16 protein-coding genes are annotated in these 16,378 nt (G+C 70.5%); 9 read left to right on the forward strand and 7 right to left on the reverse strand.

The annotated features are described in order from the left end of the window. Positions 1–97: 97 nt before the first annotated feature. Positions 98–1,039 carry a LysR family transcriptional regulator gene (locus ACO0M4_RS14785; RefSeq protein ID WP_430370569.1) on the reverse strand — a complete coding sequence of 314 codons (942 nt, stop codon included), beginning with the start codon at positions 1,037–1,039 and terminating at the stop codon, positions 98–100. Between the two features lie 489 nt (positions 1,040–1,528). Here ACO0M4_RS14785 and ACO0M4_RS14790 point away from each other — a divergent pair, with 489 nt between their 5' ends. Continuing rightward, on the forward strand, positions 1,529–2,125 hold the full coding sequence (locus ACO0M4_RS14790; RefSeq protein WP_430370571.1) for a dihydrofolate reductase family protein: 597 nt from the start codon (positions 1,529–1,531) through the stop codon (positions 2,123–2,125). A gap of 334 nt (positions 2,126–2,459) precedes the next feature. Further along, entirely contained in the window at positions 2,460–3,101 is a 642-nt protein-coding gene (locus ACO0M4_RS14795) for a class I SAM-dependent methyltransferase (protein WP_430370572.1), read from the forward strand. A gap of 372 nt (positions 3,102–3,473) precedes the next feature. On the opposite strand, the gene ACO0M4_RS14800 is transcribed toward ACO0M4_RS14795, so the two are convergent. Further along, positions 3,474–4,736, reverse strand: coding sequence for a sensor histidine kinase (locus ACO0M4_RS14800; protein WP_430370573.1), 1,263 nt, complete (start codon positions 4,734–4,736; stop codon positions 3,474–3,476). A 242-nt stretch (positions 4,737–4,978) separates the two neighbouring features. After that, positions 4,979–5,518, reverse strand: a complete 540-nt coding sequence (locus ACO0M4_RS14805) for a TetR family transcriptional regulator (protein WP_430370574.1) — start codon at positions 5,516–5,518, stop codon at positions 4,979–4,981. Between the two features lie 180 nt (positions 5,519–5,698). On the opposite strand from ACO0M4_RS14805, the gene ACO0M4_RS14810 reads away from it, so the two are divergent. The 4 genes from ACO0M4_RS14810 to ACO0M4_RS14825 all read left to right on the forward strand — a co-directional run bounded on the left by ACO0M4_RS14810 (position 5,699) and on the right by ACO0M4_RS14825 (position 9,406). After that, positions 5,699–6,112, forward strand: coding sequence for a PPOX class F420-dependent oxidoreductase (locus ACO0M4_RS14810; protein ID WP_430370575.1), 414 nt, complete (start codon positions 5,699–5,701; stop codon positions 6,110–6,112). Positions 6,113–6,176: 64 nt separating this feature from the next. Further along, positions 6,177–7,001 (forward strand): SDR family NAD(P)-dependent oxidoreductase, encoded by an 825-nt coding sequence (locus tag ACO0M4_RS14815; protein WP_430370576.1) that lies wholly within the window; start codon positions 6,177–6,179, stop codon positions 6,999–7,001. A gap of 213 nt (positions 7,002–7,214) precedes the next feature. Next, a complete protein-coding gene (locus tag ACO0M4_RS14820) occupies positions 7,215–8,573 on the forward strand; it encodes an alkaline phosphatase (protein ID WP_430370577.1) in 1,359 nt (452 codons plus the stop codon). Positions 8,574–8,713: 140 nt separating this feature from the next. Then, positions 8,714–9,406 (forward strand): esterase/lipase family protein, encoded by a 693-nt coding sequence (locus tag ACO0M4_RS14825; RefSeq protein ID WP_430370578.1) that lies wholly within the window; start codon positions 8,714–8,716, stop codon positions 9,404–9,406. Positions 9,407–9,496: 90 nt separating this feature from the next. Here ACO0M4_RS14825 and ACO0M4_RS14830 read toward each other — a convergent pair whose 3' ends face one another. Then, positions 9,497–10,354 (reverse strand): DUF2127 domain-containing protein, encoded by an 858-nt coding sequence (locus tag ACO0M4_RS14830; protein WP_430370579.1) that lies wholly within the window; start codon positions 10,352–10,354, stop codon positions 9,497–9,499. 215 nt (positions 10,355–10,569) lie between these two features. Further along, the gene (locus ACO0M4_RS14835) at positions 10,570–11,370 is read right to left on the reverse strand and encodes an alpha/beta fold hydrolase (RefSeq protein ID WP_430370580.1); all 801 of its coding nucleotides are present in this window, start codon (positions 11,368–11,370) and stop codon (positions 10,570–10,572) included. Between the two features lie 321 nt (positions 11,371–11,691). On the opposite strand from ACO0M4_RS14835, the gene ACO0M4_RS14840 reads away from it, so the two are divergent. Together ACO0M4_RS14840 and ACO0M4_RS14845 are read left to right on the forward strand one after the other, a co-directional pair. Continuing rightward, the gene (locus ACO0M4_RS14840) at positions 11,692–12,693 is read left to right on the forward strand and encodes an N-acetyltransferase family protein (protein ID WP_430370581.1); all 1,002 of its coding nucleotides are present in this window, start codon (positions 11,692–11,694) and stop codon (positions 12,691–12,693) included. Positions 12,694–12,994: 301 nt separating this feature from the next. Next, positions 12,995–13,855, forward strand: a complete 861-nt coding sequence (locus ACO0M4_RS14845; RefSeq protein WP_430370583.1) for an NAD(P)H-binding protein — start codon at positions 12,995–12,997, stop codon at positions 13,853–13,855. 167 nt (positions 13,856–14,022) lie between these two features. Here the strand turns inward: ACO0M4_RS14845 and ACO0M4_RS14850 are convergent, their stop codons facing one another. Then, on the reverse strand, positions 14,023–14,721 hold the full coding sequence (locus tag ACO0M4_RS14850) for a hypothetical protein (RefSeq protein ID WP_430370584.1): 699 nt from the start codon (positions 14,719–14,721) through the stop codon (positions 14,023–14,025). 263 nt (positions 14,722–14,984) lie between these two features. Between ACO0M4_RS14850 and ACO0M4_RS14855 the strand changes: the two genes are divergently transcribed. Continuing rightward, the gene (locus ACO0M4_RS14855; RefSeq protein WP_430371389.1) at positions 14,985–15,518 is read left to right on the forward strand and encodes an AAA family ATPase; all 534 of its coding nucleotides are present in this window, start codon (positions 14,985–14,987) and stop codon (positions 15,516–15,518) included. Between the two features lie 22 nt (positions 15,519–15,540). Here the strand turns inward: ACO0M4_RS14855 and ACO0M4_RS14860 are convergent, their stop codons facing one another. Next, on the reverse strand, positions 15,541–15,951 hold the full coding sequence (locus tag ACO0M4_RS14860) for a hypothetical protein (RefSeq protein WP_430370585.1): 411 nt from the start codon (positions 15,949–15,951) through the stop codon (positions 15,541–15,543). Positions 15,952–16,378 lie beyond the last annotated feature (427 nt).

Here is a 16,378-nt window from a genome sequence, read left to right on the forward strand (position 1 = left end):
GGGGGACGTGAAAAGAGGGGAGGGGTGGTGCGGAGGTGTCTGTTCCGCTGCTGCCGTGGGGGCCGTGGGGGCCGTGGGGGCCGTGGTGGCCGTGGTGTTACGGGGTCTGCGCCGGGCGGTGCGCCGGAATGCCGGCGAGGGAGGCGACATGGGCCGGGACCGGGCGGGCGTGCTCGGTGAGGACGTCGATGAAGGTGGCCGTGAGTGCATCGGGTTGGCTGCGGGTGTACGCCGCCAAGGGGCGCCGGACCGGTGGATCGGGCAGCAGGACCCGGGCGACCAGATGCGCGGGGATCATGTTCGCGGGGAGCAGCGTCGGGCCCACCCCGGCCAACGCCAGTTGGAGTGCGGCCGCCGTCTGCTGCGTCCGCGCTGCGACTTGCGGACGGAATCCGGCGCTCGCACACGCGTGGTCGAAGATCTTCGACAAGCCATTCGGCTCGGTGAAGTGGACCCATTCCCGTGCCGCGAGTTCGGAAAGGCTGAGCCGGGAACCGGCCCGCCAGATCAGGGGATCGTCAGCGGCCAGAACGATAACGAACTCTTCCGATTCCAAGGGAAAGATGGGGCCCGTCCAGTCAATGGGTGGCGGGCCGATGGCCACATCCGCCTGACCGGCAGCCAAGGTGAGTTGGAGTTCGTTGTCATGCAGTTTTTCGACCAGCGACAGGCGAACTCCGGGGTGTGCGCGCCGCCATACGCCCAAAACGTTGGGCAGCACGCCGAGGCTGACCGAATGCAACGTGGCCAGTCGCAACTCGCCACCGTGAGCGTTGGTCACGCGCACGGCGGCCGAGTGGGCCTTGTCGACCTCGACCAAGGCGGCGCGCGCGTGCGGGAGTATCGCCCGACCCAGTGGTGTGGGGGTGATCGGGCGTATGCCACGCTCGATCAGGGGCCCGCCGCAGGATCGTTCCAGGATCTGTAACTGGCGCGACAGGGCGGGTTGCGAGACATGCAGTCGCTCGGCGGCCCTGGTGAAGGATCCCGCGTCCACGATGGTCACCAAGTACTGGAGTTGTCTCAGGGTCATGGCCATGACGAGAGGTTATAAGATCCATGATCAAGTGACTGGGGATGACTCGCGGGTGGCTCAGGAGTGACTCATGTATGACTCGGGCCGTCATCGCAGCTGAGCTTCATGTGGCGGGTGGCCGCGGACATCTCCCGTTGCTTTCCGGCTGATTCGGCAGAGTTCTGAGCGACGTGTGCGGTGTGGCCGTACCCCACATTCTTGCGTTGCGCCGCTGCGGAAACGAGATTCCGCCGTTCCTGTGCTGGTGGGGCATCGCGTACGGGAAAGGGGAGGTGTTCCGCCGGGTGGTGGGGACCGAGGGCAGGGGAGGGCGCTGGGGGTGGGCCGCGCCGGTTGCGCGGTCGGCGGAGCACGGATGCCACGCACTGTGCGTCACGTCACCGCTGTGGTGCGCAGGGGAGCGATGATTCTCGTGTGACGCGGCAGTCTCCACTGCCGTAACCCCTGTTCCTTGCGTGAGCAGGACCTGAGTGTGGAAGAGGAGCGAGTCCCATGCACATCGTGATCAGTGAGTTCATGAGCCTGGACGGCGTGGTACAGGCGCCGGGCGGAGCGGATGAGGACCGGGACGGTGGCTTCGCCCATGGTGGCTGGTCGCACCAGTTCTTCGATCCGGAGGTCGTGGGCGGGGCCTTCGCCGCGGCATTGGAGAAGGCGGAGGCGCTGCTGTTCGGGCGCCGCACCTGGCAGACGATGGCCGCGGCGTGGCCCGAGCGGGCCGGCGACCCGTTCGCCGACCGGATGAACGCCATCCCGAAGTACGTCGTGTCCAAGACGCTCGGCGCCGACGAGCTGACGTGGGACAACACCGAACTCATTCCGGGTGACCAGGCCGTCGCCCGGATCCGCGAGCTGCGCGCGAGCGACGGCGGCAACCTGCTGGTGATGGGAAGTCCCACGCTCGTCCGCACCCTGCTGAGCGAGGGCCTGATGGACGAACTGCGACTCATCGTCATGCCGGTGCTCCTCGGCGGCGGGAAGAGGATCTTCCCGGACGACGGTGCACTGCGGGCGCTGGAGTTGGTGTCCACGGTCAGCAGCGGCACCGGAGCCCAGGTGTGTACCTATCGGCCGGCCGCCGAGGGGTAAGGACGGGTGGGCGGACCGCCGCGGGCTGGGAGTGGGGACGCAAGACCGCAACCCTGTGGTCAGGCAGTGCTGCCGGGCACACCCCCAGCCGCGCGACGGCGCTCCCCGTGGGCCACGGTCGGCACGGCCGGCAACGGCCCACACAGGACCAGCGGCGCGTAGCAGACGGACAAGGAGACGGCCGGTCAGCCGCCGCAGGCCGGCCGGCGAGGCGGTCAACAGCGCGGCGCTGGCGGTGAGTTGGATCCGTCGGGACGTCCCGGCGACCGGTTGGTGGGCTGCCCGCCAGGCGGCCCGGAAGCGTCCGGAGGACGACCGTGCCATGCTGGCCCGTATGGGTGAGCAACCGCACCACGATGCCGTCCGGCGCAGCTATGACACCGTCGCTGAGGAGTACGCGAACCGTCTGTGCGACGAGCTGGCCGGCAAACCGCTCGACCGGGCCCTGCTCAGCAGCCTGTTGGAACAGACGGAGCCCGGCGCCACCGTCGCCGACCTGGGGTGCGGTCCGGGACATGTGGCGGCCTGGCTCGCCGCCCACGGTACGAAGACGGTCGGCGTCGACCTGTCGGACACGATGGTCGAGGTGGGCCGCCACCGGTATCCGACGGTGGAGTTCAGGCAGGGGGACTTGCTGGAACTCCCCGCGGAGGACGGCGAGTTCGGATCTGCCGTCGCCTTCTACGCGATCATCCATCTCGAACCGGGCGAACTGCACCGTGCCTTCAAGGAAGTGCGGCGGGTGCTGCGCCCCTCCGGGCTCCTCCTGCTCTCGTTCCACATCGGTGACGAGATCCGGCACTTCGACACGTGGTGGGGACACCGGGTCAACGTCGACTTCCGTTTCCTCGACCCCGCCCGTATCGCCGACCTGTTGGAGACCGCCGGATTCGTCGTGGAGATGCGGACGGAGCGCACCCACTACGCCCACGAGGTCGCCACCCGTCGGGGCTATGTCCTGGCGCGCCGTACCTGAGGCGAGGGGGGAGACGCCCCGCCCCGGGGCGGCACGGAGCTGGTCGGGAGGGGGTCGGGCCCGGGCGGTAGCGTGCCCGCATGGATGGGGCGCCTGCTCGAACTGACCCGGGCCAAGCTCGCCGCCGGGCCGCTGCTCCCGGACTGAGCGACCGGCCGACTGACCGACCGGCCGAGTGACTGACCGACTGGCTGACTGGTCGACTGGCTGGTTGGCGGACCGACTGGCTGGCGGACCGGCCGGCCACGCGCTCCGTTGCCCCTCCGCCTGACCGCCGCCCGGGCGACCCGGCGCCCGGGCGGCGGGCGTTCGCCGTCCGGGCCGACCCGGACCGTGGTGGCGATGACCGGGCACTGCGCGGGCGTGCGGGCGTCACGGAGCGTGGGGGAGTACCACCCGCATGTCGAGTCCGCCGCCTTCGCGTGGTGCGGCGGTGATGGTGCCGTCGTGGGCCCGGACCACCGAGCGGACGATGGACAGGCCCAGGCCGACGCCCTTGTCGCTGCCGGTCCGCTCGGTGCGCAGCCGCCGGAACGGCTCGAAGAGGTTCTCCACCTCATACGCCGGCACCACCGGCCCCGTATTGGAGACCACCAGCACCGCACACCCCGGCTGCGGCTCGGTGGTCACCTCCACCCAGCCCCCCTCGGGCACGTTGTACCGCACCGCGTTCTGCACGAGGTTCAACGCGATCCGCTCCAGCAGCACACCATTGCCCTGCACGAACACCTGCTGCCGCACCCCCCGCAGCGCCACCCCCTTGCCCTGCGCCTCCTCCCGGGTCTGATCCACCGCCTGCGAGGCCACCTCCGACAGATCCACCGGACGCTTGTCCACGATCTTGTTCTCACTACGCGCCAGCAGCAGCAACCCCTCCACCAACTGCTCACTGCGCTCATTGGTCGCCAACAGCGTCCTCCCCAGCTGCTGCACCTCCGCCGAAGCCTCCGGATCGGCCAGCTGCACCTCCAACAACGTCCGATTGATCGCCAACGGCGTCCGCAACTCATGCGACGCGTTCGAAACGAACCGCCGCTGCGACTCAAACGCCCGGTCCAACCGGTCCAACATCTCGTCGAAGGTGTCCGCCAACTCCTTCAGCTCGTCATCCGGACCCCCCAACTCGATCCGCCGGTGCAGATCCGACCCCGCCACCCGCTGCGCGGTCCGCGTGATCCGCCCCAACGGCGACAACACCCGCCCCGCCATCGCATAACCGAACGCGAACGCCACGATCGTCAACCCCAACAACGCCAGCATCGAACGGTTGAGGAACTGGCCCAGCGCCAGGGAGCGTTGGTCCTGTATGCAGGTGCTGATCGCCTTGTTGATCTCGTCGACGGTGCCGGACATCGGCAGGATGGGGCAGTTGACGTTGCTGACCCTGAGGTCGGTGCCGAAGACCCTGAAGTCGGGGGTGCCTTGCCTGAGGGTGTTGGCCGCCAGGATGTAGATGAGGGCGAGCAGGACGACGCCGGCCATCAGGAACATGCCGCCGTACAGCAGCGTGAGCCGGATCCGGATGGTCGGCCGCAACCACGGTGCGGGACGGTGGTGCGGATCGGGCAGCGGGCGCCGGGAGGGCTTCGGCGGGACCGGCCGCAGCGCCGCGGTGGGGTGGGGAGAGGTCGTCACGGTGGTCAGCCCAGATGCCCCGGCGAAGCGGCGGAGGGGAGGGGCAACGGGATGACGAGTGGGCGCACTGCTGGTCCTTTGATTCTTCCTCAGGTGTGCTGAGGCACACGAAAGTTGCCAAGACACACCCATAGTGCTCAAAGGAGCCGTAAATCGGCAGTAAGGAAGGGGAGTGGTTGCGGTGAACGCCGGGGGAGTGGGGGTCGGAGCCGCTCGCGGCTGACCGGCGGTCCGGACGGTCGTCAGGCCGGACCCAGTCCGGCGAGCAGGGTCTGGGTCACCATGTCGGCTCCCTGTGCGGGAGTCAGGTCGGGCATCTCGTGGGAAGCCATGCTCGTGAGGTGCGTCAGCAGGGTGCGCGCCCACCGGTCCGGTAGCCCCGGGCGGATGACGCCCTCGCGGACGGCGCGGGCCATGAACGCGTCGAGGTGCTGGAGCAGCCGATCGAGACGGGCGGTTGCCGCCTCGTCCGGTACCTGTCGCAGATCCACCGGCCATTTCCGGCTGGCGGTGATGATGCCCTCCGCGTACCGGTGCAGGGCCACGGTCACCGGCGCCTCGGTCAGCCGGGACTGTGCGAGGACCGTTTCGCAGGCGTCGAGCTTGGCGGTGTACACCGCGGCCATCAGCGCCTCGCGGGTGTGGAAACGACGGTAGACGGTGCGTCGGTCCACACCTGCTGCGGTGGCGATCGCCGCGATGCTCGTCGAGGGGTCGTGTGCCAGTAGGCGTGCTCCGGTCTGGAGGACCGCGTCCAGGTTGCGTGCCGCGTCAGCTCTCATCGTGCTCGGAGCTTAGGCAGGCGCGGGGCCGTTTGACCAGAAAGCGACACATGGCTATTGCAATCCAAGCAGTAATTGTCACAGAGTTGTGGCGGTTGCCCGGCCGTCGTACCGGTGCGGCCCGGTGGCGCGCCCGTTCGGTGTCGCGCCTGAACTCGTTCCTCACCCCTGGAGTGCTCCGTGAGTCCAGTCCGTATGTCCGAGAAGTTGCAGGACCTCCTCGATTCCCAGGTCTTCGGCACGGTGGCGACCCTCCAGCCGGACGGCAGTCCGCATCAGTCGGTGGTGTGGGTGGGGCGGAACGGGAACGACCTGTTCTTCGTCACCGGCGTCGACAAGCGCAAGATCCGCAATCTGCGGCGCGATCCCCGGCTGAGCGTGACGGTGAACCCGCCGGACGCGCCCTACGGCTACGCGGTGATCAGCGGAACCGCACGGTTCGAGAGTTCCGGAAGCCGCCGACGGATGGACGAACTGGCCGTCAAATACACCGGGTTGACGTACGCCGAGCACAACCCGGAGGCGTACGCAGCGCTTCCGGAGCTGGTCACCGTGCACCTCACCCCCGAGAAGATCGCGGCCCGGTTCCTGTGAAACACCAACCGAGGCGCGAGCGGCGCGACCGGGCGACCGGCGCCGGAACAGCAGGAGGACGAGGGTGAAGACATACGTCATCACGGGGGGCACGGACGGTATCGGCAAGGCGCTCGCCCTCCGGTGCCTGGGACGGGGCGACGAGGTGGTGGTCGTCGGCCGGAGCGGCGAGAAGGGGGCAGCCTGGCTCGCGGCGGCCCGGGAGCAAGGGGCCGCCGAGCGGGCGCACTTCCTGCCCGCCGACCTCAGCCTGGTGGCCGAGAACCGGGCGGTGATCGACGGCCTCCGGGCGTCCTTCCCCAGGATCGATGCGCTGGTGCTCTGCGCCAGGCACTTCCGGACCACACGCCTGGTCACCACCGAGGGCTTCGAGAACACCTTCGCGCACTTCTACCTGAGCCGCTTCCTGCTGAGCCACGGCCTCGTCGAACCACTCGAAGCCGCCGGCCGGCCGGTGATCCTCAACGTCGCCGGGCCGGGCGGTGCCGGGGAGATCGCCTGGGGCGACCTCCAACTAGCCCGGGCGTACGACGGGCTGCGGGCACTGGCACAGGGCGGGCGCCTCAACGACCTGCTCGGTGTCGGCTTCGCGGACGCCTGGCCGACGGCGCGGACGCGGTACGTGCTGGTCAACCCGGGCACGGTCAACACCAGCTTCTCCGGGCAGTACACGCCGGCCGTACAGGCCCAGGTCGACGCCATCCGGCGCTCCGCGCAGATGGTCGAGAACGCGGTGCGACCGCTCGCCGCGGTGTTGGACGCCCCGCCCGAGGCACCGCTGAGCGCCTTCGTGCAGGGCGTGCCGCTTCGGCCGGACGGCCCCGGTTGGGAGGTGGCGGTGGCCCGGCGACTCCGGCGCAGCACCGAACGACTGCTGGCCGGGGCCTGAGCGGCGGACGGGCATCCGGGGCGGAGGGCTCGGCCTCGGGGCGGAGTCCTTCGCCGGCCGACCGGCCCTCGTCGCCGCCGGTCCCGCGCCGTGCCGTTATGTCCCGGATGCGGCGGTGCTGTCGACGCGTCACTTTCGGTTCACCAACGGCTGGTGGGCTGGGGCGCGTTGGACCCGATGCCCCGTTCCCCGAACGCTTCAAGGAGTCGTTCCATGCACAGACCCTCCCGCAGGCACGTCGTGACCGCCACCGCCCTGGTCGCCGCCACCGCGGCTGCCGTGGCCGTGACCACCGCGGCCGGCGCCTCCGACACCAGGCAGCAGGCCCAGCACGCCATCAAGGGCGGCAAGGCAAAGAACGTCATCCTGCTGATCGGTGACGGTATGGGGGACTCCGAGATCACGCTGGCCCGCGACTACGCGGTCGGCGCCAACGGCCGCCTGAACATGGACGCGTTCCCACTCACCGGCGCCTACACGACGTACGCGGTCCACGCCGACGGCACCCCGGACTACGTGACCGACTCCGCCGCGAGCGGATCCGGTTGGGCGACCGGCCGCAAGACCGTCAACGGCCGGATCTCCAAGACCCCGGACACCGACAAGGCCGTCCCCACCATCCTCGAACTGGCGCAGAAGAGCGGCTACGCCACCGGGAGCGTCACCACCGCCGAACTCACCGACGCCACCCCGGCGGTGCTCGCCTCGCACGCCACCGACCGGTCCTGCCAGGGGCCCGGCGACATGGCCAAGTGCCCCACCGACACCCTCGCCCAGGGCGGTCCGGGCTCGATCGCCGAGCAGTCCGTCAACCACAAGGTCGACGTGCTCCTCGGCGGCGGGAAGCAGCGGTTCGACCAGAAGGTCACCGAAGGCAGGTACAAGGGCCTGACGGTCACCGAACAGGCCGAGAAGCTGGGCTACCAGGTCGTCACCGACACCACGGGACTGAAGGGGGTCAAGGCGGGCAAGCCGGTCCTCGGCCTGTTCGCGCCCGGCAACGTGCCGACCGAGTGGACCGGTAAGCCGGCGGCGGTCGGCGGCACCGCCCCGCAGCGGTGCGTGACCTCCAACCCCAAGCGCCCGTCGGCGACCCCGAGCCTCGCCGACTCGGCCACCCAGGCGATCCGGCTCCTGGAAGCCAAGCAGAAGCACACCAAGAAGGGCTTCTTCCTCCAGGTCGAGGGCGCGTCGATCGACAAGCAGGACCACGCGGCCGACCCCTGTGGGCAGATCGGTGAGACGGCCGCGTTCGACCGTGCGGTGAAGGTGGCCCGCGACTACGCGGCCAAGCACCCCGACACGCTCGTGGTGACCACGGCTGACCACGGCCACACCAGCCAGATCGTGCCCCTGGAGGCCACCCCGCCCGGCCTGACCTCCACCCTCGTTACCAACGAGGGCCAGCAGCTGAAGGTCAACTACTCGACCAACGCCCCGGGCCAGTCACAGGAACACACCGGCACCCAGGTGCGGATCGCCGCCCAGGGCCCGCAGGCGTACCGGGTCCTCGGTGTCACGAACCAGACCGATCTGTTCACCACCATCCGCGAGGCGCTCGGCCTGAGGTGACGGTGCGGCAGGTGCGCGCGGGGGAGGCCGGCCGCCGGCCTCCCTCGTACGTTTGGACGCCCCCTCGACGGTCGAGAATTCCTCTCGCCCGTTGCTCGCCGCCTGACGCCGCCCGTTCGCAACCGCCGCGGAGGTCCCCCGTGCGCCGTCTCACCGTGCCCGTCCTGTCAGCGCTGATGTCCGTCGTGGTGGTGAGCGCGCCGGCCGCGGCCGCACCGGAGCGGGCGCCCGCCGGCTCCGACCGTCCGGTGATCTTCGTGCACGGCCGCAATGCCGGTCCGGGTGTCTGGGACAGCATGATCAGCCGGTTCACCGCGGCCGGGAAGCCGGCGGACCGGCTCTTCGCCTGGGACTACGACACCGCGCAGTCCGCCAACGAAACGCTCGCACCGAAATTCCAGGCGTACGTCGACGAGGTGCTGCGGCGGACCGGCGCGACCCAGGTGGACATCGTCGCCCACAGTCTGGGCAGCCTCACCACCCGCTGGTACGTCAAGTTCGGCACCGGCGCGGCCAAGGTCCACCACTGGGTGTCCCTGGCCGGCCCCAACCACGGCACGCAACTGGCCTGGCTCTGCGCCCCGTACGACCAGGGATGTCGCGACATGACGCCGGGCTCCTACGTCGTGAACCGGCTCAACGAGGGGACGGAAACGCCGGGGCCGGTCCGGTACACCACCGTTCGGTCCCGCTGCGACGAGCAGATCGTCCCGGTGTCCAGCACGGCGCTGACCGGGGCCGACAACATCGAAGCGCCCTGCCTGAAGCACAACGACCTGCTGACGGACGAGACGGTGGCGACGGAGGTGCGGCGGGCGTTGGACGCCGCCTGACGCCGCCCGGCATACCGATACCGCCTGACGCCCCCTGACGCCGCCCGGCATCGACCGATACCGCCCGGCATCGACCGATGCCGGTGCCGCTCAGTCCGTCGTCCTGCCGGGTGGCACCCGCTCCAGCGCTTCCCAACTGACGTCCCGTGCCCGCTCGGCGGCCTCCGCCCGGCCGCCCCCACGCACACCGAACAGTCGCTTGGCGAAGAGCAGGTAGACCACCACCGCGAGATTGATGATCAGGGTGAGGACCTTGGTGACGGTCACCTTAGAGGTCAGCTCGTAGACCTCCGGGACCAGCAGGACGGTGGTGGCGACCAAGGTGAGGTACTCCGCCCACCGCCTGCCGCGCCACAGTCCGACCGCCTCGACGCCCTCCAACAGCGCATATGCGGCGATCACCAGCCCGATCAGCCACAACGTCGAGGAGCGCACCGCGAACGCCTTGGCCACCTCGCCGAGCAGCCCGCGCTCGGAGACGCCGCCGGTCCCGCCGACCCCGTTCTGGAGCAGATCCATGTACCGGTAGAACGGTGCCTGGAGACTGGCGCGCTTGTCCGCGAAGATCAGGATCCCGGCGGCCAGCGCCCCGAGTACCACGAAGTGCAGGAGCCGGTCGAGTGCGATCAGCCGTAGCACGTAGCGGTCGCGCAGGGCCTTGCCGCGCAACGGGAGGGCGATTTCGTGCCGGTCGGGTGGGTGCGGACGGTCCGGCTGTCGCGGCGGGGCCACCGGCACCCAGGCATCGCACCGCAGGCATCGGTGCCAGCGCAGTCCGTCCCGGTCCTCGCGGACCAGTAGGGCGTCGCCCGGCCGCACCCGTTCCGCCGTCACGCCTTCGAGGTGGTGACCGTGCAGCGCGCAGCTCAGCAGTTCATAGCGCAACCGCCGCTCGTCGCCGGCCGTCCCGGGCACCGGGGCCGGTGCGTCACGGTCCTCCTCCGTCATGCGTTCCTCCGTCGCGACCGAGGGTCTGGTCCTGCGGGTGCCTGCGGCCGGTGCCGCATGGCACGTTTCCGATTTCCTAGGTCAGTCTCGGGCACGGTGGGCGGTGATCGCGGGAATGGCGTGGGGGCGGCGCGTACGGCCGGGTGACGGTGGACACCCCGGCCGGAACGCCTGACGCACCGTACCGACGGGGCCGGACCGCGTCACCGCCGTGCCTACAACGTCGCGAGGAAGTCCCGGACCGCGCCGGCCAACGCCTCCGGAGCGGTGGCGGGCAACAGATGGTCGCCGTCCAGTTCGGCCACCACGGTGCCGGGTCGGCGGTCGACCATGGCGCGAACCCGCTCGGGCGGGATGACCCCCTGGGTACCGTGGACCAGCAGGGCAGGGCAGGTGCCGGCCGTCCAGTCGTCCCAGTGGTCGCCGTGCACGTGCTCCTCGGACTGGTACATGTCCTCGGGGTGGAAGGGCAGTCGCCAACTGCCGTCGGTGTGCTGCCGCAGCCGGTCGGAGAAGTAAGGGCCGGCCGGGCCCAGACCGGCGACCAACGCCTCCCGGGTGGCTGCCTGGAAGGGCAGGTCGAGCAGGAATGCGAGGGGGTTCGGGCCCTCAAGGCCGAGCGCGGCGGGGCCCTCGACGTTGACCAGTGCACCGACGCGATCGGGATGGCGGGCGGCGAACTGGTAGGCGTTGATGGCGCCCAGGGAATGCCCGAGCAGCACCACCCGGTCCAGTGCGAGGTGGTCCAGGAGGGCTCGGAGGTCGGCTAGATATCCCTCGCGGGTGTAGTCGTCGGCGCGGTCGGACTCGCCCTGGCCGCGCTGGTCCGGGGCGATCAGCCGCCAGGCGGGGGCCAGTTCCCGGGCGAGGTGGGCGAACGTGGCGCCCTCCGACAGATGGCCGTGCAGCGCGACCAGCGGACGGCCGTCCCCGCCGAAGTCGAGGTACGACAACCTGCGCCCGCCGATGGACAGTTCGCACCGTACGGCGTGGTGGTCCAAGGTCGATTCGGACATCGCCATCCCCCTCATGTGGTTGCCCCTGCGCTGATCACGTGGTGGCGCCCCTGCGCTGAGGCCGGCGCAACAGGACCGTCCCGAGCGCCTGTTGCCGAACAGTACATGCACGTATGACGCTTGTCTAAGACGTATGTATGGATCGCTGGTGGGGGTCGCTTGTGGAGATCGCTGGTGGGGGGCGTTGGGTGGCCCGGTTGCGTAGAGCGGTTGTGCAGATCGCTCGTGTAGGGCGCTTGCGCGGATCGTTCGTGTGGTGTGGAACCGGCCCTGCCGACTCGATAGGGTTGCCGCCGCCGCACGTGAAGGGCCGGATGCCTGATGGATCTGAACGTCGTCCCGTTCGAGGATGGAATGGTCGAGGCGGCCGGGGAACTCCTCGCCGCCGTCCACACACCCGCCGCCGGGACACCGGCCGCCGCAGTCGATCCGGCCGACTCCGACACGGCCCGCAGCCACCTCGATGCCTGGCGCGCCGCGGGGCCGGCGGTCGCCGCACTCGCCGGTGACGGCACCCTCGCCGGCTTCATGGTGGCCAACGTCGCCCCGTCCCCCGGCGATCCCGTCGGCCGGATCCCCCTGTCGCACCACGCCACCGCCCCCGGCGGCGCCCGCGCGACCTACCGGCACCTCTACCGGGCCCTGTCCCGGCGCCTGGTCGACATCGGCTGCTTCGAACACCGCATCAAGGTCGCCGCCGACCACAGCGACACCCTCGCCGTCTTCGTCCAGCTCGGCTTCGGCATCGAGCAGATCAGGGGCCTGCGCCCGCTGACACCCCCGAACGGCACCGCCGGAAAGGCCCGCGTGCGCCAGGCCACCACCGAGGACCTGCCGGAACTCCTCGCTCTCGTACTGGAGGTGCAGAAGTTCCACGCCGAGGCGCCGATCCACCTGCCCGCGCTGATCGACCTGCACGCCATGCGCGACAACCTCCAGGCGTCCGTCACCGACGCCCGCCGACTGGCCCTGGTCGCCGAGGTGGACGGCCGCCCGGCGGGGCTGATGGTGGTCGAACCCCACAGCGGCATCCCGGGAGCGGTCGCGATCGGCATCGCGGCCGTGACCGCCGCGGTCCGGGGCGGGGGACTGGGCACCGCCCTGCTGTCGGGGGTGCTGGAATGGGCCACGCGCCAGGGCCACCGTGCCTGTGCGGTGTCGTGGTCATCGGTGAACCTCGTCAGCGACGCCTTCTGGCGCGGCCACGGCTTCACCCCCGCCCGCTACACCCTCGTCCGCCGCCTCGACCCCCGCATCGCCTGGGCGCACTCCCGCCTGGACTACCAAGACTTCCTCCCCGGAGACGGTCCGCACGGGCAGTAGGAGACCGCCGCGCCGGGCGTCAGATCCCCCTCGAACTCCCTTTGGCTGACGTCGATTTGGGCCTGGTTGACGGCCCATGCTCCCCCCTCCGAGGGGAAGCGGCATCAACCACTACCGTCCGTCCACTCCCTCCGATGGCGGTGGCGGTGGCGGACGGTGGGGATCCCCCTGGCCGGCGCCCCGTGGCAGGTGCGCCGGTCGGACTCAAGCCCGGCGCGGCCGCAGGCTCCCGCTCGCCCACACCCGTGCCTGTGTGCCGCCACCACCACGCACCGCCGTGCGGAATAAGCGGCGCCCGCCCATGGCTGAGCCGATCATGACCGAAATCCTCGTGACGGGCGCGACCGGCAATGTCGGCCGGCACGTCGTGGCCCACCTCCAGACCGCGGACGCCCCGGTACGGGCCTTCGTACGCAAGCCCACCACGGCCCAACTGCCCGAGCAGGTAAGGGCCGTGGGCGGAAGCCTGACGGAACCGGACACCCTGGTGGCGGCCCTGAAGGGCATCGACACGGTTTTCCTGATCTGGCCCTTCCTCACCGCCGAGGGTGCCCCGGACGTCCTGGAGGCGATCGCCCGCCATGCCCGCCGTCTCGTCTACCTCTCCGCAACCGGCGTGAACCCGGCCGCCGCACGCCAAACCGACGCGATCAACCAACTCCACGCCGACATGGAACGCCTCATCGAGGAATCCGGCGTCCCGCACACCCTCCTCCGCTCGGACACCCTCGCCGCCAACGCACGGGGTTGGGCCGAGCAGATCCGCACCACCCACACCGTCCGCGGCCCTGAGATCGCCGCCACCGCGGTGGTCCACGAGCAGGACGTCGCGGCCGTGGCCGCCCGGGCACTCACCGACGACCGACAGACCGGCGCCGTCCATCTGCTGACCGGCCCGGAGATCCTGAGCCGGGCCGACCAGGCGCGCACCATCGGTGAGGAGATCGGCCACCCGGTGGCGTTCGAGCCGGTCCCCGTGGCGGCCGCACGGGAGCAGATGCTCGCCGACGGCCGGCCGCCCGCTCTCGTCGAGGCCCTGCTGTCCAGCGCCGAGAACCGGCCCGCCTCCACGGTGGTCACGTCCACGGTGGCCGAACTCACCGGCGCGCCGGCGCGCACCTTCCGCTCCTGGGTGCAGGAGAACGCGGCCGCATTCCGCTGAACTCGACGCGGAGTGTGCGGTGTTGAGGTCAGAGGCGAGTCGTCCGGGGGCTGCCTCAGCTCCCGGAACGGTGGTTGGCGACCCGGCCGCAACACCCCTCCGACCGCCTCCGACCCCCTCCCATCCCTTCCCATCCCCTCCGACCCCCTCGGCCCGGCCGACGCTCGTCAGGCACCCAACGCCAGGTGGTATTCGACGGCCCGCCGGGTCGTCGGTGCGAAACCCAGCGAGACCAGGGCCGTCTCGAAGACGTCGTCCCCCGGCGCCACGCCCGTCTCCACCGCCCGGATCCCGGAAGACCCCGCCGTCACCTGACGCACCGCCAACGACACGAGCGCCGCCAGCGCATCGGCCGTCCCTTCCTCCTGCCGGTCGTGCACCAGCACCGCCCGGTCGCGGTCCACCTCCACCTCGCACCAGGCATCACCCACCCCCACCCGGAACAGGGCGCCCTCCGCAGCCGGCAACTCGGTCCCCCGACCGTCAGGAGCGGCAGGCAGCTCCGCCGGCAACTCCCGCCGCCACCAGCGATGGACCTCGTCCCCGGCAACCGCACCCAACTGCTCCAGCGCGGCAGCAGCGCCGAGGGACATCTCGCCGGTCTCCTCGACCCACCGAAGGGTCCGACCTCCGGCGTCCCGCACCACCGGCGCCGCCGCCTCCACCAACGGCACCCGCACGTCCACGGATCCCTCCACCACACCCACGAAGCGGAGATCGGGGTCGTCCGCCCCCAAGTCCAACACCACGACCGAGCCGATGACCGACCCGGCCTCCCGCGCCACCACCACGGCGAACGTCCGGTCGTCGGACCAGAACTCAGGGACCGCCCCACACTCCCGATAAACCTGTACAGAAACTGACATACCGCGATTGTTTCACGACCGGAGGCGCGGCGGCGAACTGAAGTTCGATACGGATTGACGCACCACATGCACGTGGGAACGAGGCGCGAGGCGCGAGGCGCGAGGCGCGAGGCGCGATGGATGCAGTGGATGCAGTGGATCCAGTGGGCGCAGTGGCGTTGGCCGGCGCCTTCGCAGTCGGAGTGCTCCTGCGCCCCGCCGCCTTGGAACGCCCGGCGGGACTGACGCCGACGCCGCACTCCCGGTAGCGTGCCGGAATGGCGATGGTGGGCTCCCCGGAAACCCGACTCGTGGTCCTGCGCGGCAACAGCGCCTCGGGCAAGTCCGCGGCTGCCGCCGAGATCCGGCACCGTTTCGGTCGCGGGTTGGCCCTGGTCGGCCAGGACAACCTCCGCCGGGTCGTCCTCCGTGAACGCGACCGGCCCGACGGCATCAATATCGGCCTGATCGACTCCGTTGCCCGATACGCCCTCGACGCCGGCTACCACGTCATCGTCGAGGGCATCCTCTACACGTCGCATTACGGCGCCATGCTCCAACGACTGTGCGCGGATCACCGTGGCCCGACGCACTGCTACTACCTGCACGTCCCGTTCGCCGAGACGTTGCGGCGTCATGAGACCAAGCCCGAGGCCACCGCGTACGGCGAGGCGGAAATGCGGCAGTGGTACCGGGAACGCGATCTGCTGCCCGACGGCATCGAAACCGTCATCGGCCCGGACAGCACCCTCGCGCAGACCGCTCACCGCATCCTGCACGAAACCGGTCTGGCCGGACTCCCCGCCCTTGATCGCTGACCTGGGTCCCCTCGATGGGGCCTCAGTGGACCGTGACGGTGACCGGGTGGGAAACCGAGAGTGTCCTGGGGTGCTTGTCCTGGGGTGAGCGGCCTTCGAAGAGGACCGCGCGCAGGTGCAGGTGGCCGCGTTGCTTGACGCGGAGGGCGACGTTGACGGTGCCGCCGGCGCGGCGCACCGGCTTGGAGCACGTCACGTTGCGCCAGGAGGCGGCCGTCCAGCGTTGCTGTACGCAGACCTTGTTGAACGAGGGGTTGTCGTCGCTCGCCTTGGCGGAGGTGTGGACGAGTCCGCCCAGGCCGACCGAGCGGGGGCCGGCGGTGAAGGAGAGGGAGGACTTCGCCGAGGCCGGTGTTGCGGTGATGCCCAGTGAGGTCACTGCGACGGCGCCGATGAGGGCGGAGTGCAGGGTGCGGTGGTGGTGACGGGTCATCCTTTTCTCCTCCATGGCCTGCCGGGAAGGCGAGGCGTCAGACATGCCGGGCGAGGCGGTTGCCGCATCACGCGACTACCCCGCTGATCACATCAGCCTACGTCTGCTGTGCCATGCCAATGACAGCTTGTGGATAGTTCTTGGGCAAGGGGGTGTAGTGCGTGAAGTTGGCCGGTATTTCGGTCATTATCGCCGCTGCTGCGATAGCACCGGCCGTCCTTTTCTCCTCGCCGGCGATGGCCGCCGACCGCGTCGCGCCGGCGCCCGGCCCACGGTCGTGGCCCCGCTGAGCACCGGCTCCGTTTCCGCGGTCGGTGACCGCGAACTGGCCGCCACCGGGGTCGGCCCGGCCACCCCGTGGGCGATCGGCGGCCGGCCGCCGCCCTCACCACCGGCGCCGCGCTCGTGCTCGCCGCCCGCCGCCGCA

The organism is Streptomyces sp. RGM 3693, assembly GCF_050471125.1.
Lineage (GTDB): Bacteria > Actinomycetota > Actinomycetes > Streptomycetales > Streptomycetaceae > Streptomyces.